At 68.4% G+C, this 22,668-nt stretch carries 21 protein-coding genes, 1 tRNA gene and 1 other RNA gene; 11 read left to right on the top strand and 12 right to left on the bottom strand.

Annotated elements, in window-relative coordinates:
- Positions 1-91: 91 nt before the first annotated feature.
- Both ACH34W_RS51975 and ACH34W_RS51980 read left to right on the top strand, forming a co-directional pair.
- Positions 92-769, top strand: coding sequence for a response regulator transcription factor (locus ACH34W_RS51975; RefSeq protein ID WP_395968708.1), 678 nt, complete (start codon positions 92-94; stop codon positions 767-769).
- The gene (locus tag ACH34W_RS51980; protein WP_395968709.1) at positions 762-2,297 is read left to right on the top strand and encodes a sensor histidine kinase; all 1,536 of its coding nucleotides are present in this window, start codon (positions 762-764) and stop codon (positions 2,295-2,297) included. Before ACH34W_RS51975 ends, ACH34W_RS51980 begins: the two co-directional genes overlap by 8 nt.
- On the opposite strand, the gene ACH34W_RS51985 is transcribed toward ACH34W_RS51980, so the two are convergent.
- On the bottom strand, positions 2,251-3,618 hold the full coding sequence (locus ACH34W_RS51985; RefSeq protein WP_395968710.1) for a serine hydrolase domain-containing protein: 1,368 nt from the start codon (positions 3,616-3,618) through the stop codon (positions 2,251-2,253). The genes ACH34W_RS51980 and ACH34W_RS51985 overlap by 47 nt on opposite strands.
- Before the next feature lie 116 nt (positions 3,619-3,734).
- The gene (locus ACH34W_RS51990) at positions 3,735-4,868 is read right to left on the bottom strand and encodes a diaminopropionate ammonia-lyase (RefSeq protein ID WP_395968711.1); all 1,134 of its coding nucleotides are present in this window, start codon (positions 4,866-4,868) and stop codon (positions 3,735-3,737) included.
- A 90-nt stretch (positions 4,869-4,958) separates the two neighbouring features.
- On the opposite strand from ACH34W_RS51990, the gene ACH34W_RS51995 reads away from it, so the two are divergent.
- The 3 genes from ACH34W_RS51995 (at position 4,959) to ACH34W_RS52005 (ending at position 6,618) form a co-directional block, all read left to right on the top strand.
- Positions 4,959-5,906, top strand: a complete 948-nt coding sequence (locus ACH34W_RS51995; protein ID WP_395968712.1) for a LysR substrate-binding domain-containing protein — start codon at positions 4,959-4,961, stop codon at positions 5,904-5,906.
- Positions 5,907-6,077: 171 nt separating this feature from the next.
- The gene (locus ACH34W_RS52000) at positions 6,078-6,350 is read left to right on the top strand and encodes a hypothetical protein (RefSeq protein ID WP_395968714.1); all 273 of its coding nucleotides are present in this window, start codon (positions 6,078-6,080) and stop codon (positions 6,348-6,350) included.
- 100 nt (positions 6,351-6,450) lie between these two features.
- Positions 6,451-6,618 (top strand): hypothetical protein, encoded by a 168-nt coding sequence (locus ACH34W_RS52005; protein ID WP_395968715.1) that lies wholly within the window; start codon positions 6,451-6,453, stop codon positions 6,616-6,618.
- Positions 6,619-6,670: 52 nt separating this feature from the next.
- Here ACH34W_RS52005 and ACH34W_RS52010 read toward each other — a convergent pair whose 3' ends face one another.
- Entirely contained in the window at positions 6,671-6,874 is a 204-nt protein-coding gene (locus ACH34W_RS52010; protein WP_151569289.1) for a hypothetical protein, read from the bottom strand.
- A gap of 148 nt (positions 6,875-7,022) precedes the next feature.
- Here ACH34W_RS52010 and ACH34W_RS52015 point away from each other — a divergent pair, with 148 nt between their 5' ends.
- The 3 genes from ACH34W_RS52015 to ACH34W_RS52025 all read left to right on the top strand — a co-directional run bounded on the left by ACH34W_RS52015 (position 7,023) and on the right by ACH34W_RS52025 (position 10,804).
- A complete protein-coding gene (locus ACH34W_RS52015) occupies positions 7,023-7,832 on the top strand; it encodes a MerR family transcriptional regulator (protein WP_395968716.1) in 810 nt (269 codons plus the stop codon).
- Positions 7,833-7,939: 107 nt separating this feature from the next.
- Entirely contained in the window at positions 7,940-8,896 is a 957-nt protein-coding gene (locus ACH34W_RS52020; RefSeq protein ID WP_395968717.1) for a serine hydrolase, read from the top strand.
- Positions 8,897-9,037: 141 nt separating this feature from the next.
- Positions 9,038-10,804, top strand: a complete 1,767-nt coding sequence (locus ACH34W_RS52025; protein ID WP_395968718.1) for a prolyl oligopeptidase family serine peptidase — start codon at positions 9,038-9,040, stop codon at positions 10,802-10,804.
- A 105-nt stretch (positions 10,805-10,909) separates the two neighbouring features.
- Here the strand turns inward: ACH34W_RS52025 and ACH34W_RS52030 are convergent, their stop codons facing one another.
- From ACH34W_RS52030 to ACH34W_RS52040, 3 genes are all read right to left on the bottom strand, one after another.
- The gene (locus ACH34W_RS52030; RefSeq protein ID WP_395968719.1) at positions 10,910-11,578 is read right to left on the bottom strand and encodes a TetR/AcrR family transcriptional regulator; all 669 of its coding nucleotides are present in this window, start codon (positions 11,576-11,578) and stop codon (positions 10,910-10,912) included.
- Between the two features lie 85 nt (positions 11,579-11,663).
- Positions 11,664-12,740 (bottom strand): aspartate-semialdehyde dehydrogenase, encoded by a 1,077-nt coding sequence (locus ACH34W_RS52035; protein ID WP_395968720.1) that lies wholly within the window; start codon positions 12,738-12,740, stop codon positions 11,664-11,666.
- Positions 12,741-13,146: 406 nt separating this feature from the next.
- Entirely contained in the window at positions 13,147-14,421 is a 1,275-nt protein-coding gene (locus ACH34W_RS52040) for an aspartate kinase (RefSeq protein ID WP_395968721.1), read from the bottom strand.
- 650 nt (positions 14,422-15,071) lie between these two features.
- On the opposite strand from ACH34W_RS52040, the gene ACH34W_RS52045 reads away from it, so the two are divergent.
- Positions 15,072-16,061: a hypothetical protein gene (locus ACH34W_RS52045; RefSeq protein WP_395968722.1), complete on the top strand. Its 990-nt coding sequence runs from the start codon at positions 15,072-15,074 to the stop codon at positions 16,059-16,061.
- A 174-nt stretch (positions 16,062-16,235) separates the two neighbouring features.
- Here ACH34W_RS52045 and ACH34W_RS52050 read toward each other — a convergent pair whose 3' ends face one another.
- The 6 genes from ACH34W_RS52050 to ffs all read right to left on the bottom strand — a co-directional run bounded on the left by ACH34W_RS52050 (position 16,236) and on the right by ffs (position 21,587).
- Entirely contained in the window at positions 16,236-16,760 is a 525-nt protein-coding gene (locus ACH34W_RS52050; RefSeq protein WP_395968723.1) for a hypothetical protein, read from the bottom strand.
- 421 nt (positions 16,761-17,181) lie between these two features.
- Complete coding sequence (locus ACH34W_RS52055) at positions 17,182-17,730, bottom strand: DUF5063 domain-containing protein (RefSeq protein ID WP_395968724.1); 549 nt, start codon at positions 17,728-17,730, stop codon at positions 17,182-17,184.
- Entirely contained in the window at positions 17,723-18,322 is a 600-nt protein-coding gene (recR, locus tag ACH34W_RS52060) for a recombination mediator RecR (protein ID WP_151569274.1), read from the bottom strand. Before recR ends, ACH34W_RS52055 begins: the two co-directional genes overlap by 8 nt.
- A 56-nt stretch (positions 18,323-18,378) precedes the next feature.
- Positions 18,379-18,780, bottom strand: a complete 402-nt coding sequence (locus tag ACH34W_RS52065) for a YbaB/EbfC family nucleoid-associated protein (RefSeq protein ID WP_395968725.1) — start codon at positions 18,778-18,780, stop codon at positions 18,379-18,381.
- A gap of 435 nt (positions 18,781-19,215) precedes the next feature.
- Positions 19,216-21,453, bottom strand: a complete 2,238-nt coding sequence (locus ACH34W_RS52070; protein ID WP_395968726.1) for a DNA polymerase III subunit gamma and tau — start codon at positions 21,451-21,453, stop codon at positions 19,216-19,218.
- A 38-nt stretch (positions 21,454-21,491) separates the two neighbouring features.
- Positions 21,492-21,587: signal recognition particle sRNA small type (ffs, locus tag ACH34W_RS52075), an RNA gene on the bottom strand.
- Positions 21,588-21,647: 60 nt separating this feature from the next.
- Between ffs and ACH34W_RS52080 the strand changes: the two genes are divergently transcribed.
- Both ACH34W_RS52080 and ACH34W_RS52085 read left to right on the top strand, forming a co-directional pair.
- Positions 21,648-22,004, top strand: a complete 357-nt coding sequence (locus ACH34W_RS52080) for a DUF952 domain-containing protein (protein WP_395968727.1) — start codon at positions 21,648-21,650, stop codon at positions 22,002-22,004.
- 10 nt (positions 22,005-22,014) lie between these two features.
- Positions 22,015-22,099: transfer RNA gene (locus ACH34W_RS52085), tRNA-Ser, on the top strand.
- Positions 22,100-22,668: the final 569 nt, after the last annotated feature.

Raw genomic sequence — 22,668 nt, forward strand, 5'->3', positions numbered from 1 at the left:
CTGAACTCACGCTTAAGCCTCCTGAATCCCCGCTTAAGCCACCTGAAGCCGGTTTCAGGAACGAACGACGCGGCGCCGACATAATGGCGTGATGCGCCTGCTGCTGATCGAGGACGAGGAACGCTTCGCGGCCACGCTGAGCCATGGCCTCCGCGCCGACGGCTACGCGGTTGACGTCGCCCACGACGGCAGGCACGGTCTCGACCTCGCCCGGACGCACCCGTACGCGGCGGTGATCCTGGACATCATGCTGCCGGGGCTGAACGGCTACGCCGTCTGCGCCGAGCTTCGCCGTGGCGGATCGACTGTGCCGATCCTCATGCTTACGGCGAAGAACGGCGAGTACGACGAGGCCGAGGCACTGGACACCGGCGCCGACGACTACATCTCCAAACCGTTCTCGTACGTCGTGCTCATTGCGCGCCTGCGCGCGCTGCTCCGGCGTGGCGGTGCGACCAGGCCGGTCACGCTCACGGTCGGCGACCTGTGGCTGGACCCGGCGGCTCGCAGATGTCGTCGCGGCGCCACGGACGTGACGTTGACGGCCAAGCAGTTCGCCGTCCTCGAATGCCTCGCGCGACGGCCGAACGAGGTGGTCGCCAAGACCGAGATTCTCGACGAGGTCTGGGATCAGCAGTTCGACGGAGACGTCAACATCGTCGAGGTGTACGTACGCGCGCTGCGCCGCAAGCTCGACCTCCCGTTCGGCCGTGCCTCGATCCAGACCGTGCGCGGCGCGGGATACCGGCTGGTGGCGACCGATGCCTAGACCGCTCAACCGGCTCCGCTCTGTACGCGCGAGGGCCGCGTTCGCGGCGGCGCTGGCGACGCTCCTCGTCTTCGGCGCCGGGGGATGGTGGCTACGCGACGTGATCCGCGAACAGTGGGCGGACGAGGCACTGAAGCAGGCGACTAACGACGCCTTCGCATTCACGTCCACCGCGGAGACCGGAAAACACACGGACGTGCTTCACGATGCCGTCCTCATCGTGGTGCTGGAAAACGGGCAGTGGTTTGTTCAGTGGGGCGGCCCTCTCGGTGAACAGGTCGCGGAGCCGGCGGACGTTCAACCGCCGGACGAGGGCCTGCTCCCCGACACGAGGTGGCACACCCAGACAATCTCCCTCCCAGAGGCGCTCACGGAGAGCGTCACCTCGTCGATGCCCGTGGACGGCGACGAAGACGTCTCCGTCGAAGCGACTCCGCTGGGGAAACCTACACTCACGTTCGCGGTCGGAGTCACCGACCCGCTCCCGGCTGACCGCGTCCGTACGTTGACCGGGCAGAAGGACGCGTCCGGGCAGCGACTGACCGTCTACTCGCCTGTCCCGACCGAGCGCACCGAGACGGCCGTCGCCACCGTCGACCAGTTCTTCAAGTGGGCGCTGCCGGTGGCGGTGGTGTTCGTGGGGATGGTCGCCTGGGTGGTCACCGGACGGGCGCTGCGTCCCGTCGAGGCGATCCGTTCGAAGATGAACGAGATCGGCGCCCGCGCCACCGACCAGCGGGTGCCCGTACCGGCCGGCAGCACCGAGATCGCACGGCTCGCCCAGGCCACCAACGAGACCCTCGACCGGCTCGAACGTGCGCTGATCCAGCAACGGCGGTTCGTCGCCGACGCGTCGCACGAACTGCGGTCGCCACTGGCCGGGCTCCGCAGCGCGCTGGAGATCACGCTCGTTCACCCTGACGAGGCGGACTGGCAGGCCGTGGTCTCGAACGCGCTGACCGACACCGTCCGCCTGCAGAAACTGACGGACGACCTCCTGCTGCTGGCCTCGGGCGCCCGGCCGCCGTCCGAGGACGGTGAACGCACCGACCTGGCGGATCTCCTCGAAGAACACGCGGCCGAACGCACGGCAGTCACGGATGGCGGACCGATGTTCGCAGTGACCACCGCCGGCCCCGCCTTCGTCGCGGGGAGCGAGGTCCGGCTCGGCCGGGTCATCCGCAACCTCATCGAGAACGCCGCCCGATACGCCCGTACGCAGGTCGTCGCGACGGTCACAGCGGACGCCGGGACGGTCACGTTGACGGTCGCGGACGACGGGCCCGGGATCCCCGAGCCCGACCGAGAGCGGATCTTCGACCGCTTCGTCCGGCTCGACGCCGCGCGGGCACGGGCGACGGGCGGCACTGGGCTCGGCCTGACCATCGTCCGTGAAATCGTCGAGGGCCTCGGCGGCACTGTGCATGCCGCCGAGGCCACCGAAGGTGCACGTTTTGTCGTCCGCCTGCCCGTCGCCGAGGTCAGCGGCAGAACGCCGTCTCCGCAGCCTTGTCCAGATCGGCCTTGAACTTCGGATCGGCTTCGAGCGCGGCGCTGCTGTCGTTGTAGGTGATCACGGCTTGGCGCTGGCCTTCAGCGCTGGTGTACGTCCAGGTGCGGTAGCCGGGGAAGCCGCCGTCGTGCCCCCACGCGATGCCGCACGAGAACCGGGTCTTCACAACGCCGAGGCCGTAGTCCTGCATGACGCTGCCGTCCGCGACCGGCCGCGTGGTCGTCATCTCGCGCTGCAAACGCCTGGGAAGCAGCCGTCCGGTGAAGAGCGCACGGTGGAACTTCGCGACATCGTCCACGGTCGAGATCACACCGCCGGACGCCCACGCGCTCGACAGGCTGACCTCGGTGCTGACGTCGCCGTACCCGTCCATGTAGCCGTGCACGTAGGGCCCCGGGAATGAACGGTCGACGGCCAGCGAGGTGTGGCGCATTCCCAGTGGCCGGATGATCCGCCGCTCGAACTCACGGCCGAGCGAACGACCCGCCGCCTTCTCAATGATCATTCCGGCGAGGATGTAGTTGGTGTTGGAGTAGGTGCCCTTGGCGATCGGCGGGGTCTCCTGCGCCATGTCGACCAGTTCCTGCGGCTTCCACTCGCGCCGCGGATCGCTCCAGATCCGGGGATCCAGCGAGTAGTCCTTCAACCCGCTGGTGTGCCCGAGCAGCTGGCGGATGGTGATCTCCGAGCCGTCGTGGCCGTTGCGGGTCACCGAGCCGGGCAGCCACGTGTCCACTGTGTCGTCGAGGGAGACGCGGCGTTCGGCGGCCATTTGCAGCAGGACCGTGCTGGTGAACGTCTTGGTGACGCTGGCGATCCGGAACCTCAGCCGCGCGTCCATCCGCTGCCCGGTCGCCTTGTCCGCAACACCTGCAGTGACGTGCGTGACATGCCGGCCACGGCGGCTGAGAACGATGGCCCCCGGCTGCCCGTCAGCCACAAGCCGTTCCACCGCCGCCCGAAGCCGTCGAGCCGAGCCTGCCGCAGCACCCCCAGCGCCAGCAGTCGCGCTATCGGCAGTGGACGCGCTGGCGGCAGTGGCTGCACCAGCGGCGGCACCGCCCGTGGCATCGGCAGTGGTGGCCGCCCTTGTGGAAGCCGCGGCGGCGGTAGACCCAGTGGCGGCAGCGCCGTCGGCGGCGGACGCGCCGGTGGTGTTGGCAGCGCCCGTGGTGATCGCGTCGGCGGCGGCGCCCGCGTCGGCGGCGGTCGCGGGTGTGGTGTCGGATGCGGCGGCAGGGGTGGTGTTCAGGGCTGGGACGAGGGCGGCGGTGAGCGCTCCGGTCAGGGTGAGGGTCAGTAGGGCCCGGCGGGTACGGGTGGGGTTGTACGACACGGAGGCTCCTCGTTGATCAGCGTGTTCGTGGGTCTTGCGTGATCAACTTTGGCCGGGGGCGTTGTCGCTATGAATGGCCCTGGACACCCGGGTGCAGGTGTACCTACGTACACCCGTCAGTCGGCGAGGGCGGGGTTGGCGGCGGCGCCTTCGGTGCTCAGGAGGACGATCGTTCCGGCGTGGCCGCGCGCCAGCTCGGAACGGCGTTCGGGTGTGAGGGCGGCCCGTATGCCCGCGAGGGCCGCCGCACCACAGGGACCCGCAGGGACGCCGAGCGAGGCGAGGTCGCGCGTGGCCTGGGAGGCGGCGGCGTCGGTCACCGCCACGGACGCGTCCAGGCCTCCGACCAGATACGGCCACGCGAGGCTGGACGGGGTCGCGCAGTTGAGCCCGGCCATGATCGTCGAGCCGGTCTCGATGCTGGTGAGGCGGCCGAGGGCGAGGCTGGCCAGCACCGAGGCGGCCGTCTCGGGCTCGACGGACAGGAGCGTGGGGCCGTCCGGCTTGCTCCGGTAGTGGGCCACGGCGGCCTGGGCCAGGGAGCCGACCCCGACAGGTACGGCGACCAGCCCGGCAGGCCCGGCACCGGCAGCGCTCAGCTGGGCATCCACCTCGGCGAAGAGGGTCGCGTACCCCTCGACCACCCACTCGGGCACCTCCTCGTAGCCCGGCCAAGCGGTGTCCTGGATGAGCAAGGCGGCGGGCTCGTCGGCCGAGGCGGCCGCCTCCCGTACCGCGTCGTCGTACGGGCTGGCGACATCGACGACCGTCGCGCCCTCGGCCTTGATCGCGGCCCGGGCCGCCGGGTGCACGCCGTCCGGAACGAACACCTCGGCGGCCAACCCCAGCAAGCTTGCCATGCGGGCGACGGCGCGGCCGTGGTTGCCGTCGGTGGCGGCGACGAGGCGCACGGGCGGCAGGTCTGCGATCCGTTCACGCAGGTCGGCGAACGAGAGGCGGCCGAGACCGTGGTGGTCGGTGAGGGCTCGGTGGATCGCCCAGGACGCGCCGAGAATCTTGAACGCGGAGAGCCCGAAGCGCGCCGACTCGTCCTTTACGAACACCCGGCCGACCTTGAGTTCCTCGGCGAGAGCCGGAATCTCAACGAGCGGCGTCGGCGCGTAGTCGGGCAGACCCGCGTGGAAGTCGGCCACATCCGGCGAAGGGGCCGGGCTGGTCCAGGAGCGCGCCGCCGGTCGCGCCAACCACGTCGTCCGTTCAGGTGCGGGGGGGAGTGTCTGAGCCGTCATATCGCTCACGGTGCCGCAGTCTGGTTCAATCAGTCCAGCGAAACTTTCTTAGCGATAACGTTCAGAAAATCCGAAAGGTATGGTGCGGGCATGCTTGATCTTCACCGTCTGCGGCTTCTGCGCGAGCTCAAGCACCGGGGCACCCTCACCGCCGTCGCCGAAGCCCTCTCCTACAGCCCGTCCTCGATCTCGCAACAGCTCGCCGTGCTGGAGAAGGAGGTCGGCGTTCCCCTCCTCGAACCTGTCGGCCGGCGCGTCCGCCTCACCGAGCAGGCCGAGATCCTCGTCGTGCACACCGAGGCCGTTCTGGAGCAGCTCGAACGGGCGGAGGCGGAGCTCGCCGCCTCCATGGCGGGGCTCACCGGGGTGATCCGGATCGCCACGTTCCAGACCGCCGCCATGGCCCTGGTCCCGACCGCGCTCACGCTCCTGCGCGAAGCACATCCCGGGCTGCGCGTCCACGTGACGCAGACCGAGCCGGAGACCGCGCTACCGGCGTTGCTCGCGCGGGACTTCGACCTCGTGATGGCCGAGGAGTACCCCGGCAACCCGAGTCCGCAATATGAGGAGATCGAGCTGGCGGGCCTCTGCGAGGACGAGATCCGGCTAGCGACCCCCAAGGTCGGCACTATGGCCGACTCGCTGGAGGGCACAGAGGCGCTGGCGACGCTGGCGGAGCGGCCATGGGTCATGGAGCCGACGGGTACGGAGCCGCGGCAGTGGGCGACGACGCTGTGCCGTACCGCGGGCTTCGAGCCCGATGTGCGCTTCGAGTCCAGCGACCTCCTCCTCCATGCGCGTCTGGTCGAGGAGGGACATGCCGTGGCCCTGCTGCCGGACCTGGTCTGGTCGGGACGGACGGCGGACGGCGTCGTACTGCGGTCGTTGCCCTCTGACCAGCGACGCCGGCGCCTGACGACGGCGGTCCGCCGCGGCGGCGGGCACCATCCGGCCATCCGCGCGTGCCGTGACGCTCTCCGGAGGACGGTGGAGGCGAACTCGCTGGCGAACCCCCTGGCCGAGGACTCGAACCCCTGAGGGGGTGGAGCAGGCCCCTGAGGGGGTGGGGCAGGGCCTAAGGGTGCTTTGGGGGGTTGGCTCCACCATGGTTGGGGGTTTTCCCCGATGGTGCAGGGAACACAGGGTTGTCATCGTTGTCAGTAAGCGAAACGGGGCCGTAGGACCCCGGCTTAAGGAAGAAGGCACACGATGTCGACCACGCCATCTACAACCGCGTTGACCATCTGTGATCTGGCCCGGCTTCTCTTCACCAGCCGGCTGCAGGCCTCCGACCACCCCACTCCCGAGCAGGTGCGCGCCGCCATCGACGAGCGCCTCTGTGCCTGGGGCGCCGACTGTGGCACTTGCCTGGCGTCCGTTGCACAGGAGGCCGGCGACCACCCCGAGGCGTACGCCGCCCGCATGCGCTGGGCCCTGGACACGGTGAGCCGCAGTTATCCGCACGGCCTGGCCGTCGTCTGAATGCGCACCCCGGAAGTTGCCTGAGCGCGCGCCCCGGAACGCCTGAGTGCGCACCTCGGAATCTGCAGCCGACACATCGACACAGAGGAGATGGATCCAGATGACGTCACGTTCACGCTCACGCTTCGCAGACCGGCCGGAAGAGATCGCCCCGCAGAACCTCAGCGACCTGATGGCGACCGAGGAGGTCCAGGACGGTCCGTTCGGTGCCAACAGGGGTCGCCGCGGCAAGAAACGCCGGGCCATGACCTTGCGACGAGTCACCTGAGCATGTGACGAATCACATGAGCTTGTGAACGGGTCACCTCAAACCACGAACGTCAGGACTTCTTCTTTTTCTTTTTCTTCTTCTTGTCGCTGTCCGGTTCCCACTCATACCCGGGCGTGCCGTCCTCGCAGTATTTGTTGGCCACCTTGGTGTCGGTGGCGTCCTGCTCGCACCAGCGTTTCTCGGAGCACGCGCCCAGCCCGAGTCCGGCGACCAGAACGGTCCCGGCGAGCATGGCGGAACGGGCCTTGGACATGTCGGCCTCTTTCGGGGTTGGAGGACACCCTGTGAACCGGCAGAGGGTAGCGCATACTGCCTGATCGATGGGGTCGGGAGTGACGTCAGGGGCTTGAGTGGTACGGACTGTGCCCTTGGCCATTGAGAGTGAAACTATGCTGGCGACCGTGAGGGATGAGCCCGCGCGGGACGCCGCCGCAGATGTCCGCCCAACGGAGGCCGCCCGGGAATACCGGATCAGCGAGCTTGCGCAAGCCGCTGATGTCCCCGTACGAACGCTGCGCTACTACCAGGAGCGCAAGCTGCTCCCCCCGCCACGCCGCGAGGGCCGGATCGGCCTCTACTCCGAGGATCACCTCGCCCGGCTGCGCGTGATCGGCGACCTGCTCGAACGCGGGCACACCCTGGAGGGGATCCGCGAGCTGCTGTCCGCCTGGGAGCAAGGCCACGACGTCGCCGCGGTCCTGGGCCTGGAGAAGACCGTCACCGCCGCCTGGTCCAGGGAGACTCCGGTCACGATGTCGCTGGCCGAACTGGCGGAGTTGTTCCCGGGCGAGGTCGATCCCGCGTCCGTCGAGCAGGCCGTCGCGCTCGGGCACATCGAGATCCACGGCGACCAGGTCACGCACTGGAGCCGCCGCCAGCTCGAAGCGACGGTGGCGCTCGTACGAGCCGGGGTGCCGCTGACCGAGGTGCTCGCCACGAGCCGGCGGCTGCAGCACAGCGTCGACGAACTGGCGGACATGTTCGTTGAAATGATCATGAAGCATGTGGTCGGCCCGCTGGACACCGCGGAGCTGGCCGACCGGGACCTCACCGACCTGACCGACACGCTCGCCCGGCTCCGTCCCGGCGCCGAGGTCGCGGTCGAGGCCGGGTTCGCCAAGGCCATGGAACGCCGCGTTCGCGCGGAGATCGACCGCGTCTTCGGCCGCCTGGCCGGCACGCAGCGGGATCCCGAAGAGTCACAAGCCTGACAGCACTCGTCCGCGGTCATTCATTCGGTACGCAGTCGTTCAGTCGGTACGCAGTCGTTACCCGGCCCCACCTGCCTCTCAAGCACCACGTCGCTACCGTGACTCAAATGCCACGAGGTGTCCGCCGGACTCTGTCCGCCACGCTGCTCGCCGGGGCCGTCCTCTTCTCTTCGGCCGGTCTCACCGCGATCCCCGCGATCCCCGCGAACGCCGCTTCGACGAGCTCGCCCGCGACCGCAGCGGCCAATCCCTGCAGGTCGACCAAGAGCCCGCGGCTCGCCAAGAACCTCGGCACCGCGATACGTACCGCCCTGCGCGGCCGCACCGGGATCGAGTCGGTCGGTGTCTACGACCGCAAGCGGAAGATCGTGTGCACGGTGGACTCCGCGCGCCGCTTCGACTCGGCCAGCGTGGTCAAGGCCACCATCCTCGGCGCGGTCCTGCGCCGGGCCATCGAGCAGAAGCGGCTGCTGAACTCGACCGAGAAGTCGCTCGCCCACAAGATGATCACGCGTTCGGACAACGACGCGGCATCGGCGCTGTGGCGCTCCGTCGGCCGGACCCGCATGCAGCGGTTCCTCAAGATGGCCGGGATGACGCAGACCAAGCTCGGTCCGGGCGGGTACTGGGGTCTGACCCAGATCACCGCCCGCGACCAGATCAAGTTCCTGAGCATCCTGACCGCGCGCAACAGGGTCCTGACCGACCGGGCGCGGCGGTACGAGCTGAGCCTGATGAACCGGGTGGTCTCGTCGCAGCGCTGGGGCACCCCGACCGGCCGCCCGTCCGGCGTGAAGTGGCATGTGAAGAACGGATGGTTGCCGCGGCACGGCCGCTACTGGCGTGTCCACAGCATCGGCAGCTTCTCCGGCCGGGGCGAGGACTACATGATCGTCGTGCTCACCCGCGACACCCCGTCCATGACGTACGGCATCCGCACGATCGAACGCGTCGCACGCGCGGTCCACAGCCGTCTCAACACGAACCAGCGCACCATGACGGTCGAAAGCATCCCCGACCCGACATGGGAGACCTCCGACGGCTCGGTCCCACCCAACCGCTGACGAACTGAGCAACCGAACGGGGCGAATCCAGCAGATGGATTCGCCCCGTTCGCCATCCCAACCCGAGCCCCAACCCCAGGCCCAGGCTCAGGCCCGCTGTTGTGGACGTTCCGATATGCGGGCTGCTCCATACTTGGTCGCATGGTCGACGATGAGCGTTGGAAGGCCCGGTTTCGGGCAGCCCGAGTCAGCCTGCCTGGTTGGGCGCGGAACGCACCGCACCGGTCCACATACCGGTCGAACGTGACGGGGACGTGGGAGATCTACGCCTGGGATCGCGCGACCGACGAGCGGCGGCAGGTTACGGACCGTCCTAACGGGACGTGGATGGGTGGCGTCGACCCGTCGGGCGAATGGATCTGGTGGTTCGCCGACACCGACGGCGACGAGTTCGGCGTTTGGCAGCGGACGCCGTTCGGCGGTGGCGACAGTTTGCCTGCGGTGCCGGGACTGGAGCCGTCTTATCCCTCCGGGCTGGCGCTCGGGGCCAGCGGACTCGCTGTCATTGGGCGTACCACCGAGTCCGGCAACACCGTGCACCTTTGCCAGCCAGACACGGCTCCCGAGACGTTGTACGAGCACGCCGAAGACGCGCACGTCGCGGCCCTGTCACGCGACGAGAGCCTCATCGTGATCGGGCACAGCGAGCACGGCGACAGCCGCCACATGGCACTGCGCGTCGTACGACCGGACGGCACCACGGTCGCCGACCTGTGGGACGGGCCGGGCAAGGGTCTCTACGGCGACTCGTTCGCGCCCGTCGCAGGCGACTCGCGGCTGCTGGTCAACCACGAGCGGCGCGGCAAGGACGAACTGCTCATCTGGGACCCGGTCGCCGGCACCGAACACGAGATCATCCTCGACCTGCCGGGTGAGGTCGGCGCGAGCTGGTACACCGACGGGACGGCGCTGCTCATCTCGCATTCGTACGAGGCGCGGGACGAGCTCTACCGCTACGACCTGGCGGACGAGTCGCTGACGCGGATCGAGACCCCGCGCGGAGTCATCGGCGGGGCGACCCCGCGCCCCGATGGGACCGTGGAGTTCTCGTGGTCGTCGGCAGCCGAGCCGCCGGTGATCCGTTCGACCTCGGGCGCGGTCGTGCTCACGCCCCCCGGCCCGACCGCGCCGCCGTCCGTACCGGTGGAGGACGCCTGGGTGGACGGCCCCGGTGGACGCATCCACGCGCTCATCAGCCGCCCCGTAACCGGATCCGCGCCGTACCCGATGGTCTTCGACATCCACGGCGGCCCGACCGCGCAGGACGAAGACTCCTTCGCTCCGGCCGCCGCGGCCTGGGTCGACCACGGTTTCGCCGTCGTCCACGTCAACTACCGGGGCTCGACCGGCTACGGCTCGAAGTGGCGCGACGCCATCGAGGGCCGCGTGGGGCTGACCGAGCTCGAAGACATCAAGGCCGTACGCGACTGGGCGGTGGAGACGGGCCTCGCCGATCCGAGCAGGCTCGTGCTCACCGGGGGCTCGTGGGGCGGTTACCTGACGCTTCTCGGCATCGGTACCCAGCCCGGGGACTGGTCGGTCGCGGTGTCGGCGGTTCCGGTCGCCGACTACGTGGCGGCGTACGAGGACGAGATGGAGGGGCTCCAGGCGTTCGACCGGTCGCTGTTCGGCGGCTCACCGGCCGAGGTGCCGGACCGCTACCGCGAGTCGTCGCCGCTGACGTACGTCGAGCAGGTCAAGGCCCCGGTGCTGATCCTCGCGGGCGAGAACGACCCGCGCTGCCCGATCCGGCAGATCGACAACTACCTCGGCCGGCTGGCGGAACTCGGGCGTCCGCACGAGGTCTACCGGTACGACGCCGGGCACGGATCGCTGGTCGTCGAAGAACGCATCAAGCAGATGGACGCCGAGATGACCTTCGCCCGGAAACATCTCGGCATGTCCTGATCTGGTTGTGGCAAGGCGCCATCTGGTTGGGGGGAGGCGCCGCCACTCCCCGAACGTGGGGACGTGGCGGCCCTCTCCCTTGAGCGACGCGTGAACGTCGCCCGGTCAGGCTCGGACGTCGCGGATGACGTTGACCAGTTCGCGGGTGACGGACTTGAAGCCGGGGATGCGGGACATCGAGACCATCTTGTTGACCAGCGGGACGGTACGTTCCACAAGCAGATAGGTCTTGCGGCAGCCGGGTGAACTGTCGTGCACCCAGTAGAGGACGATGCCCATCGAGTAGAGCCAGAGCAGCTCCGGCAGTTCCTTCTGAAACTCTTCGTCGATCTTCAGATTGGAGCCGTCGACGACCTCGCGGTAGATCGAGACGGCGGCGGCGCGGGCCGGGCCGGACTCGGCGCTGAACGGGTTGAGCGGGCTGGTCGGCTCGGCGGCGAACTTGAAGAACTTCCCCGCGAACTCGTGGTAGGGCACCATCGTGTCGACACGGGCCTTGAGAACGCCGAGGAGCCGGGGCGCGAAGTCGCGTTCGGCGTCCAGGACCGCACGGCAGGCTGCGACATGCTCATCTTGGAGCTCGTCGTAGTACGCCTGGATCAGCTCTTCCTTGGAGCCGAAGTAGTAGTAGGCGTTGCCGACCGAGACTCCCGCCTCCTTGGCGATCGCCCGCATCGTCGTCGCTTCGTACCCGCGCTCGCGGAACAGCCGGAGCGCCGTCTCCACGATCAGCGCCCGGGTCTGCTCCGACTTCACGGCCTTGGTCTCGGTCACGTACGCCACCCTAAAGCGCGGATGCGCGAACTTGCGGAGTGCCAACTCTACGTGCGTGGCAGGTGATAACGGCACGCCGCAGCGATCAGGACACCTGCGCTTCGGCCGCCACGAGCTCAGCGATCTGGGCGGTGTTCAGAGCCGCACCCTTGCGCAGGTTGTCGCCGCAGAGGAAGAGATCGAGGGCGTTCGGGTCGTCGAGGGACCTGCGCACCCGTCCCACCCAGGTCGGGTCGGTGCCGACGACGTCCGTCGGCGTGGGGAACTCGTACCTTTCCGGATCATCGACCAGCACCACGCCCGGCGAGCCCGCCAGGATCGCCTGTGCCTCCCGCTGGTCCACGGGCGCATCGAAGATCGCGTGCACGGCCAGCGAGTGGGTCGTGACGACCGGAACACGGACGCACGTCGCCGCGACGCGCAGGTCCGGCAGCCCAAGGATCTTGCGGGATTCGTTGCGGACCTTGAGCTCCTCCGAGCTCCAGCCGCCGTCCTTGAGGGATCCCGCCCACGGGACCACGTTCAACGCCAGCGGCGCCGGGAACGGCCCGAACTCCCCCACCGCGCTGCGCACGTCGCCCGGGCGATTGCCGAGCTCGCGATCACCGCCGACCCGTTCGAGCTGGTCGTACAGCGCGTCGATGCCCTCCTGGCCTGCTCCCGATGCCGCCTGGTAGGAGGCGACGACGAGCTCGTTCAGGCCGTACTGGCTGTGGAGGGCGCCGATCGCCACGATCATCGAGAGCGTCGTGCAGTTGGGGTTGGCGATGATCCCACGGGGGCGGTCACGGACCGCGTCCGCGTTCACCTCGGGCACGACCAGCGGCACGTCCGGTTCCATCCGGAACGCCCCGGAGTTGTCCACGACGACCGCGCCCCGCGCCGCCGCGACCGGCGCCCACGAGGCGGAGACAGCGTCCGGCACGTCGAACATCGCGATGTCGACCCCGTCGAAGACCTCCGGCGCCAGCGCGTGCACCTCGGTCTGCTCGCCCCGGACGGTGAGCTTGCGCCCCGCCGAACGAGCCGACGCAACGAGCCGGATCTCCCCGTACACATCCGCCCGGGTGGACAGGATGTCCAGCATCACGGTGCCCACGGCACCGGTGGCGCCGACAACGGCGAGAGTCGGCTTGCGTCCGGATGAGTCCGTGGCGGTCATTGCCGGCGTTCTCCTTCGCGCTCGTCTATCGCGTACCCGGCACCGCCGCCCCGGTCCCGATGGCCGGGACCGCGCGGCCGGTGTCTCAACTGGCTAGGCGGTCCCCGGAGACTCAACGCCCCCCGCGCCTCCCCAGTTCCGGGGTTCAGCAGATTCCCAGGTTCGCACCCCCGTTGTCCCGCAAAGACCCGGATCCCCAGCCACACTCCGTAACCGCCACCCACCCGTCACTGATCCTGAGATGCAGACCGGGAAGGCCGGCGCGATCGGCCTCCGCGCCGAAAGCCAGAGTCCCGGCGGAACGGCAGCCGCAGCGGGACGACAGGAGGTCCGGGTCGGGCGAGATGGGCGGCAGAAGGCCCCGCGAACGGCGATCATGCTTCGTTCGCGGGGCCTCTGGCGTTGATCAGCGGCCGGTGCCGCCGTAGACGACGGCCTCGACCTGGTCGGCCTCGAGGTCGAAAGCGCGGTGGGCACTGGCGACGGCGGTGTCGATATCGTCCTGCGCGACGACCACTGAGATGCGGATCTCCGAGGTGGAGATCATCTCGATGTTGACCCCGGCGTCGGCGATCGCGGAGAAGAACGTGGCGGTGACGCCCGGGTGGGAACGCATGCCCGCACCGATCAGCGAGACCTTGCCGATCCGGTCGTCGTAGCGCAGCGACTCGAAGCCGATCCGCTCCTTGACCTTGTTGAGCGTGGTCATCGCCGTCTGCCCGTCGCTCGCGGGCAGGGTGAACGAGATGTCGGTACGCCCGGTCGAGGCGGCCGACACGTTCTGCACGATCATGTCGATGTTGATCTCGGCCTCGGAGAGGACCGTGAAGATCGTGGCGGCCTCGCCGACCTTGTCCGGCACGCCGACGACGGTGATCTTGGCTTCGCTCCGGTCATGCGCGACCCCGGAGATGATCGCCTGCTCCATGTCCTGTCCTTCGATGTCACTCGCGTCGACCACCCATGTGCCCTCCTTGGTGCTGAAGGAGGAGCGCACATGGATCGGGATGTTGTAGCGGCGTGCGTACTCCACGCAGCGCAGGTGCAGGATCTTGGCCCCGCTGGCGGCCATTTCCAGCATCTCCTCGTACGAGATGCGCGGGATCCGGCGGGCGGTCGGGACGATCCGCGGATCGGCGGTGAACACGCCGTCCACATCACTGTAGATCTCACAGACGTCCGCGCCCAGCGCGGCGGCCAGCGCGACCGCCGTGGTGTCGGAACCACCGCGGCCGAGCGTGGTGATGTCCTTGGTGTTCTGGGAGACACCCTGGAATCCGGCCACGATGCAGATCGAGCCCTCGTCCAGGGCGGTACGGAGCCGGCCCGGCGTGACGTCGATGATCCGTGCTTTCCCATGCGAACCGTCGGTGATCACGCCGGCTTGTGAACCGGTGAACGATCGCGCTTCGTGGCCGAGGTTGGCGATCGCCATGGCCAGCAGCGCCATCGAGATCCGCTCTCCGGCCGTCAGCAGCATGTCCAGCTCACGCGCCGGGGGCAGCGGACTGACCTGCTCGGCCAGATCGATCAGCTCATCCGTTGTGTCACCCATCGCTGAAACCACGACGACGACGTCGTTCCCCGCCTTCTTCGTCGTGACGATTCGCTGGGCAACCCGCTTGACGCCCTCGGCGTCAGCGACGGAGGAGCCACCGTACTTCTGCACGACAAGGGCCACGACTCGGTGCTCCTCGGATCGGGTTCAGGCGTATCGGCGAAGAGTCTACCGAGGCCAGGCGAATGCATCACGGCCAGGTAACTCCAACATTCGGAACGCCCGTCCGAAATACAAGATCCTCCTAGGTGCCAGAACGAGCCCGACGCCCTCCCAGACTCCAGGTCAGCAGCGGATATTCGAGGCTCAAGCAACGACCACGGGGGCAGGGCCGTCGGATCAGCCTGGGCGAACGAGGCCGGCCGGACGAGGGCCAGCGGACGGGGCCCAGCAGACAAGGCCAGGCGGACAAGGCCAGGCGGACAAGGCCAGGCGGACGAGACGCCAGTCGGACGAGACGCCAGTCGGACGAGACGCCAGTCGGACGAGACGCCAGTCGGATGGGGACTGGGCGGATATGGGAGACCAGGCGGATGGGGCATGGAGCGCAGATCTGGGCGGGCGCAAGGGGAACACAGGCGGGCCGATGCCAGGCCGGGCGGCCTATGAGCGGCGGCTCGGGCGCCTGGGATGAGGATGGGCCTTCGGTGACCTGCACGGGATCACAGGCCTGAACTGGCGTGCTCACACCATCCAGACGTGTCACGGCATGGGTCTTTGGGGTGTGCCGAGGTCGTGGCACTCCTCTCCGGAGTCCAGCGGATGATCGCGAGTTGATCGGCGATGGCTGGCGGCCGATTTCAGCGCGACGCCCGCGGCAAGCCGCCAGTTCATCCGCCCAGAAAGCCGCAGCCAGGACGGTGAGCGGTTGCGGATCGGGAGGCATCGGCCGCGGCGAAATGCACGATTCGCAAATACGACACGAATTCTACGGCAGCAATTTCGTGCGGGGCGTGCGTCTATCCAACCCCGCTCCAACCGCCCTCCAACCTCATTCCGAAATTGTGAATCCCATGAAATCCCTCCACGCACGCCGCCTGCTGGTTCCTGGTCTCGCCGTAGCGTTCCTCGCCACCGGAATGTCATCCGCCGCCGCTGCCGCACCCGTCAGCGCCTCCGCCCCATCCGCGCCGACCACACTGGCAGCACCGGCCGCGCCGACAGCCGAAGCCACGGCACAGAAGAGCTCGACGTACATCGTCTACCGCACCTTCATCAAGGAAAGTCGGGTCAACGCCTTCCCGTGCGCGGGCGCCGCCTACCAGTTCAATGGCAACGGGCGGTCCTACTCCACCAAGGACAACGCCGGCTTCAAGACGAACATGGCGTTCGGCGTGAACTGGAAGACGAGCAAGGTTCACACCTCCAAGAAGGTCAGTGAGACCAAGCTGTACCTGGGTAAAAAGCTCATCTCCAGGAAGACCGCCACCTCCAAGAACATGAAGTTCACCGGGGGCAAGTTCTCCGGCAAGGGATCCTCGCGGGCGTACACGGTCACCCTCAAGCACTCGGCGACCAACCCCTTCTGCACGAAAATCGGCGGTGCGATCGACTACCAGGTCAAGATCACCGTCTACCGATCCGGCAAGGTCGTGCTGGCCGGCTCACGCCGGAAGGCGCCGCACCACGAATCCTACGTTTTCCACAACAGCCTCTCCGGAAAGCGGACGTTCTTGCTGACGAAGAAGAGCCACGGGCTCAAGTGCCTTCAGGCTCCCCTCTGCAAGCGTGAAAGCCTCAAGGTCACTCTCAAGAAGTCCTGACCGCGCTCCGTAGCGAATCGTGACAGGAGGGCAGGGTCTCCCTGCCCTCCTGTCACGCTTTAGCATCCGAAAAGCGCAGGGATCACGGCAGGGTCCGCAAGCCGATCTACATCTACTTACCCGTACGCCTGACCGTTTATCGTACGAATACGCCCATGGCGCCGAGACGGACGATCAGGCCCTGGATGCGTCCACGTACACCTCGAAGACCTGGTCTATGTCGAAGCGCTGTCCGGTGACGTCCTCGAACACACCCCAGAGGAAGTCCTCGTCCGGTCCCCACGAGGGCATCTCGATCCGAGACTCATAAGGCAGCGGGTCCCCGGACTCTTGGACGATCTCGCCATTGTGGTAGACGACATTTCTCGTCAGCGCTCTGTCGTCGTGGAGCCACAATCCGTATGTGGACGACACACTGGAGAAGAGGAGCGCCAGCGCGCGTGTCCCCTTGAGCGCCCCAAGGGAGCCGAGGTCGAGAAGCCGGTCAACGTCCAGGACCAACCGCTGGTCGGGATCCCAGAGATGGCACCAGCCACCGCCCTCGGAGAGGTAGAGGCGGCCGCCTGGAGACTGCGACGAGGCCGCATCGGCGGACACCCGTTCCCCAGTCGCCTGCCAGTTGCCCGCGTCGGGCAGGCCATCCACGACTTCGGCCACCGAACGCCCACGCACGAACAACGCCGATGTGTTCCATCCCATGAGCGGCGATGCTGGAGCCTGTCCGCCGCCCCCGTCAACCCGATCACCCGAAATGATCTGCCGGAACGACCCGCCAGCCCAGCCAGCCGTCCAGCCGTCGATCCTGGCTCACAGATACGTGCGGCGTCGGAGCCAGAAGCGCCGTCTGCGGACAACTGTGGGTGGCTGCGGTGGCCGACGCCGTCCGTAGGGCAGGAAGATGCGGGGGCCTCGAACTCCGGGAGCGATGGATGGTTGCGAGCAAAGGGCATCGGGGCCGGTGGTAGCCGTACGCAGACAGGGGATCCGATCCGCAGGCACCCCGTACGCGGACAGCGGGTCGTACGCGGGTAGCGGGTAGTACGCGAGCAGGAGGGTCAGATTCTGCTGGTAGCCGTACGCGGGCAGGGGCCGTTGTCGGCCCCCTGCCCGCGGGACTTGGCTACTGAACGGCGGCCACCTCTTCGGCGACGTCCAGGCGGGCTCCGGCGATAACCGCGTGGAGGGCACGGAGGGCGGCGCCCGCGTGGTTGCCCCAGTGGTTGAAGTAGGAGTACTGCCACCACCAGAGCGCCTCGAGCGGGCGCTCTTGCTGGTAGTGACGCAGGCCGTGCACCAGGTCGCTGGCGACGTCGACGAGGTCGTCTGAGAGCCGGTAGGAGGTCGGCTCGGTGTCCTTGTACGGGTCGAAGACCTCGACGTACTCGTCCACGGCGAGGAGCCGTTCGGACAGCCCCTGCCGTACCGCGTCCAGGTCTGGATCCTCGCCGACCTCGGGCTCCCAGTTGCCCGGGAGGATCACGTCCGCGCTGGCGCCCAGCTGCGCACCGGCCAGGATGACCTGCGACACCTCCAGGAGCAGCATCGGCACGGTGTGGGCGCCGGCTTCCCCCCGCGCAACCGCCTCCAGTCCGCTCAGATAGTTCTCCACATGACATGCCACACGCTCGGCGAGCGCGTTCCAGTCCTGCGGGCTGTTGGTGTCAGACATCGAGCAGCCTCCGTCCTTCGAATGCGCGGCCCAACGTCACCTCGTCGGCATATTCGAGGTCGCCACCCACCGGCAGGCCGCTGGCGAGGCGGGTGACGGTCAGGCCCATGGGTTTCACAAGCCGGGCGAGATAGGTCGCGGTGGCCTCACCCTCCAGATTGGGGTCGGTGGCGAGGATGAGCTCGGTGACCGTGCCGTCCGCAAGGCGTTGCATCAGCTCGCGGATGCGCAGGTCCTCGGGGCCGACACCCTCGATGGGGCTGATCGCCCCACCGAGCACGTGGTAACGGCCGCGGAATTCCCGAGTCTTCTCGATCGCGACGACGTCCTTGGACTCCTCGACCACACAGATCACCTGCGGGTCGCGGCGTGCGTCACGGCAGATCCGGCATTCCTCTTCTTCGGCGACGTTCCCACAGGTCTTGCAGAAACGGACCTTGTCCTTGACCTCTTTGAGCGCCTTGGTCAGCCGTTCCACATCGGCGGGATCGGCGGCCAGCAGGTGGAAAGCGATCCGCTGCGCGCTCTTGGGGCCGACGCCTGGCAGTCTTCCCAGCTCGTCGATGAGGTTCTGGACCACCCCTTCGTACAACGGACCCTTCCTTCCAAGCTCGATCGGTCAATGGAACGAGACGTTCGTCGGTTCGTTCAGAATCCGGGCAATCCGCCGGGACCGCCGGGAGCGCCAGGAAGGCCGCCGCCACCGGGCAGGCCCGGGAAGCCGCCACCGCCGAGGCCCTCGGCGAGCGGACCCATCTTCTCCTGCTGCAGCTCCTGGGCGGCACGACCCGCGTCACGGATCGCGGCCAGCACCAGGTCGGCGACCGTCTCAGCGGTGTCCGCCGGGTCGTCGACGTCGATGGCCTTCGGGTCGATGATGATCCCCGTGACCTCACCCTGGCCGTTGACCGTCGCCTTGACGAGGCCGCCGCCCGCGGTGCCCTCCACCTCGGTCTCCGCGAGCTCCTGCTGCGCGGCGAAGAGCTGCTCCTGCATCTTCTGCGCCTGCTGCAGCAGCTCCTGGATGTTCAGCTGACCACCGGGTTCCACGGTTTCTCCGTTCCTTCCGGCCCTGGAGGGCCTTCTTCTCGGCGACCCGTCGACCACGGACGTCTGTCGTCTCCCCGAGACTACGGGTTTCGGGCGTCGTGCGGTACGTACCGGCGCCGGTGTCTGGTCTGACGTCGGCATTGTTCGGTTATTGATGCCTTTCAGGCCGGAAAACGCACAACGTCCACAACTCGGTTCCGTCTGCCCGCGATGTGAGCTCAAAGACACACCCGCACGGTTCTGCCGGAAACAAACACGAACCCCCACAGCGGTGGTCACCCGGCCAGGCCAGCCCGGGGGCCCAGGGTCCGGGGCCAGGGTCCGGGGCCATGGGCCGGGGCCATGGGCCGGGGCCATAGGCCGGGGCCATAGGCCGAGCCCGGAACCAGGCCAGCCCAGGGCCCGGGGCCTGGGGGCCCGCCGCTCTCGTCCGGATCAGGAGTTGTCGATCTCGCGGATGATCTGGCCGCCCAGCTCGCGCTGGATCAGAGCCATGCCGCTGGCCTCGGCCTCGGTCCCGTCGGCGTCGGCGTCACCCTCAGGATCCACCTCGTCGCTCTCGTCGATGGGCGGCTCAGGAGGAGGCGGAGCTTCGTCCCTGGACGGACCCGGCTGCGGTACGGAACGTGACGTGGCCGGAGCCGAGTGAGCCGGTGCCGATGGGCCGGACAGTGGAGTCGGCTCCGCGGGGGGCGCGGAGGGCAACGGTCCCGATCCTGAACGTGGCGGAGCAGTTGTCGCGGCGTTCGAGAAACCAGACTGGGGCTGCGGCGGGGGTCCCTGCCCGGGCGAGTTGGACGAGCGTCCCGCCGGCCCGCCCGGACGCCCTCCAGCGGGCGCGGCGCCTCCGACCACGGTGTCGATCCGCCAGTCGACGCCCATACGTTCCTTGAGAACCTCGCGGAGCACCGCGTCGCGGCCGCCGTTCGCGAAGTTCGTACGAGCGCCCTCGGCCTCGAACGACAGCGTGAGCAGGTTCCCGTCAAGCGAGAGCGGCCGCACCCCGTTCATGATCACCATCCAGGCGACCCGGCTCTTCTGCTTGACGGCCTCGACGATGTCCGGCCACAGCCGCTGAACGGCGGCGATGTCCATGCCTCCACCCGCTGCCGGAGCAGCCACCGCGGAACCAGCGCCGGCGGCCGAAGCAGCGGCCACAGGCGCAGCAGATCCGCCGGACCCCGCAGGGCCAGCAGAACCACCAGGACCAGCCTGCGCGGCAGGACGAGCAGAGGCCGCCGCAGGCGGAGCAGGACGAGCGGAGGCAGCGGTACGAGCGGAGGACCCCGAGGACCCCGATGCGGCAGGACGCGCAGAGGCGGCAGGTGCAGGAGCGGGCGCAGCAGGAGCAGAGGAGGCGGGCTCAGCAGAGGTCACCGCAGACGCTGCGGCAGCCGGTCCTGCGGAGTTATCCACAGAACCCCGTTCCACTTCTGCCGCCCCACCTTGGTGGTTGACGATAGGACCGGGGGTGCCGCCCTGGAAGCCTCCCGGCATGGCCTGGAAGCCGCCTTGCGACACCTGACGCTCCAAGCGGTCCAGCCGCGCAAACATCGAGGCCTCGTCCTCATAGGCCGCCGGAAGGAGGATGCGCGCACACACCAGCTCCAGCAGCAGCCTCGGAGAGGTCGCCCCACGCATCTCGGTCAGTCCCGTGTGCAGGAGATCCGCCGCACGGGCGAGCTCACCGGGCCCCAGCGAGCCGGCCTGGCGCCGCATGTGCTCCAGCTCGTCCGCCGGCACGTTCAGCAGCCCCGAGCCGCCCGCCTCGGGCACGTTCGACAGGATCACCAGATCACGAACGCGTTCGAGCAGGTCGGCGGTGAACCGGCGCGGATCCTGGCCGCTCTCGATCACCCGGTCGATGGCGGCGAACACCTGGCCGCCGTCGCGGGCGGCGAACGCAGCCACCACCTCGTCCAGCAGAGAGGAATCGGTATAGCCGAGCAGCGAAACCGCCCTGGCGTACGTGATGCCCGCCTCGTCCGAGCCCGCCAGCAGCTGGTCCAGGATCGACAGCGTGTCGCGGGCCGAGCCGGCGCCCGCCCGTACGGCCAACGGCAGCGCGTTCGCCTCGTACGGCACGCCCTCGGACTTCAGGATCTCCTCGACGAGCTCCTGGAGCACGCTGGGCGGGATCAGCCGGAACGGGTAGTGGTGCGTCCGGGACCTGATCGTCCCGATGACCTTCTCCGGCTCGGTGGTCGCGAAGACGAACTTCAGGTGCGGCGGCGGCTCCTCGACGAGCTTCAGCAGCGCGTTGAAGCCCTCGCGGGTGACCATGTGCGCCTCGTCGATGATGTACACCTTGAAGCGCGCCGAAACCGGGGCGAAGAAGGCACGTTCCCGCAGATCACGGGCATCGTCCACGCCACCGTGCGAGGCCGCGTCGATCTCGATGACGTCGATGTGCCCCGAACCCGTAGGGCCGAGGGCGACGCACGAGTCGCACTTGCCACAGGGGTCCGGCGTCGGGCCTTGCTCGCAGTTCAGCGAACGGGCCAAGATCCGCGCACTGGAGGTCTTGCCACACCCTCGCGGTCCGCTGAAGAGATATGCGTGATTGATCCGGCCGTTGCGCAGCGCCTGCTGCAACGGCTCTGCGACGTGCTCCTGCCCTTTGAGCTCGGCGAACGTCGCTGGCCGGTACTTGCGGTACAGAGCCAGACTCACGAGGTCCGCCCTCCCTCGAGAAGCAGAGCGTCAGAAGCGAAAGGGACCCCCCGCACACCCGCCAGAGCCTGCTTATCCTTGCTGCCTTCCGGCCCTGGGGAGGTTCACAGGGTGACGCCGTGCGAGGGGTCTGCAGAGAGTCTATGGCATCTCCGCCCCCTGATATGCACGCTTCCCGCGTAGGCTCCGGCCCCATGCCCGACCAACCCGCCGCGATCCCGCAGGAGACACTCCTCCACATCGCCGAACGCCGCCATTGGGAGCCGGCCCGGACGGCGGGAGTGTCGTACGCCATGTCGACTCTCGGCCGAACTCTCGCCGAGGAGGGCTTCATCCACTGCAGCTCCGACCTGTCCCAAGTCGAGGGCGTTCTGGGCCGCTTCTACACCGCCGTAGACCACAAGGACCTGCTCCTTCTCACGATCGACGTCTCCCGCCTGGACGCCGAGGTGCGGTACGAGCCGGCCGACGGGCAACTCTTCCCCCACATCTACGGCCCGATCCCGCTCACGGCCGTTATTGATGTCCGACCAGTGCCTGAAACCCGGTAGTCTCTACGGCGGAGGATTCGCCTAGTGGCCTAGGGCGCACGCTTGGAAAGCGTGTTGGGTGCAAGCCCTCACGAGTTCGAATCTCGTATCCTCCGCGTCGCTAAGCAGGCAAAACGTAGGGCCGGTACCGCAGAGGTACCGGCCCTACGTCTCTCTGGACTCAGTTCTAGTCTCAGTTGCGGGCGTTCCGCGCAACCACTGAGATTGCCTGGCTCGCCAGCTGTGCCTGGTGGGCCGCCATCTCCCCGATGAACTTCCGCATGGCAGGCGAGACCACCAGGGCCGCCACGTTCCCGGCCTGCGCCTGCTGAGCAGCAGCCCGCAGGGCGGGCCGGAGGAGTGAGGGCAGCCCGCTCGCCCTGGCCTGCCCGCGGGGCGACCCGCCGCAGGCCCAGCGCGAACGCCGTTGCCCACCGCTGCCGATCCCGGGCGACCGCCTCGGCGAACTTCCGCGCGGCGGGCGAAACCGCCAGGTCCGCCATCCGCCGGCCCTGCCGGGCCATCCCCTCGGCGAACTCCCGCACGGCGTGCGAAACCGCCAGGTCCGCCCTCCCCTGGCGCGTGATCTCCGTGGCGCCCTGAGAGGCTTTCGCTGCCCTGTCGGATGATCGTCGGCCGAAATCGTACGCGGCGCGCGTGTAGCTGATGCCCTTAGCTGCCATGA

The organism is Actinomadura sp. 6N118, from assembly GCF_044326415.1.
Classification (GTDB): Bacteria; Actinomycetota; Actinomycetes; order Streptosporangiales; family Streptosporangiaceae; genus Spirillospora.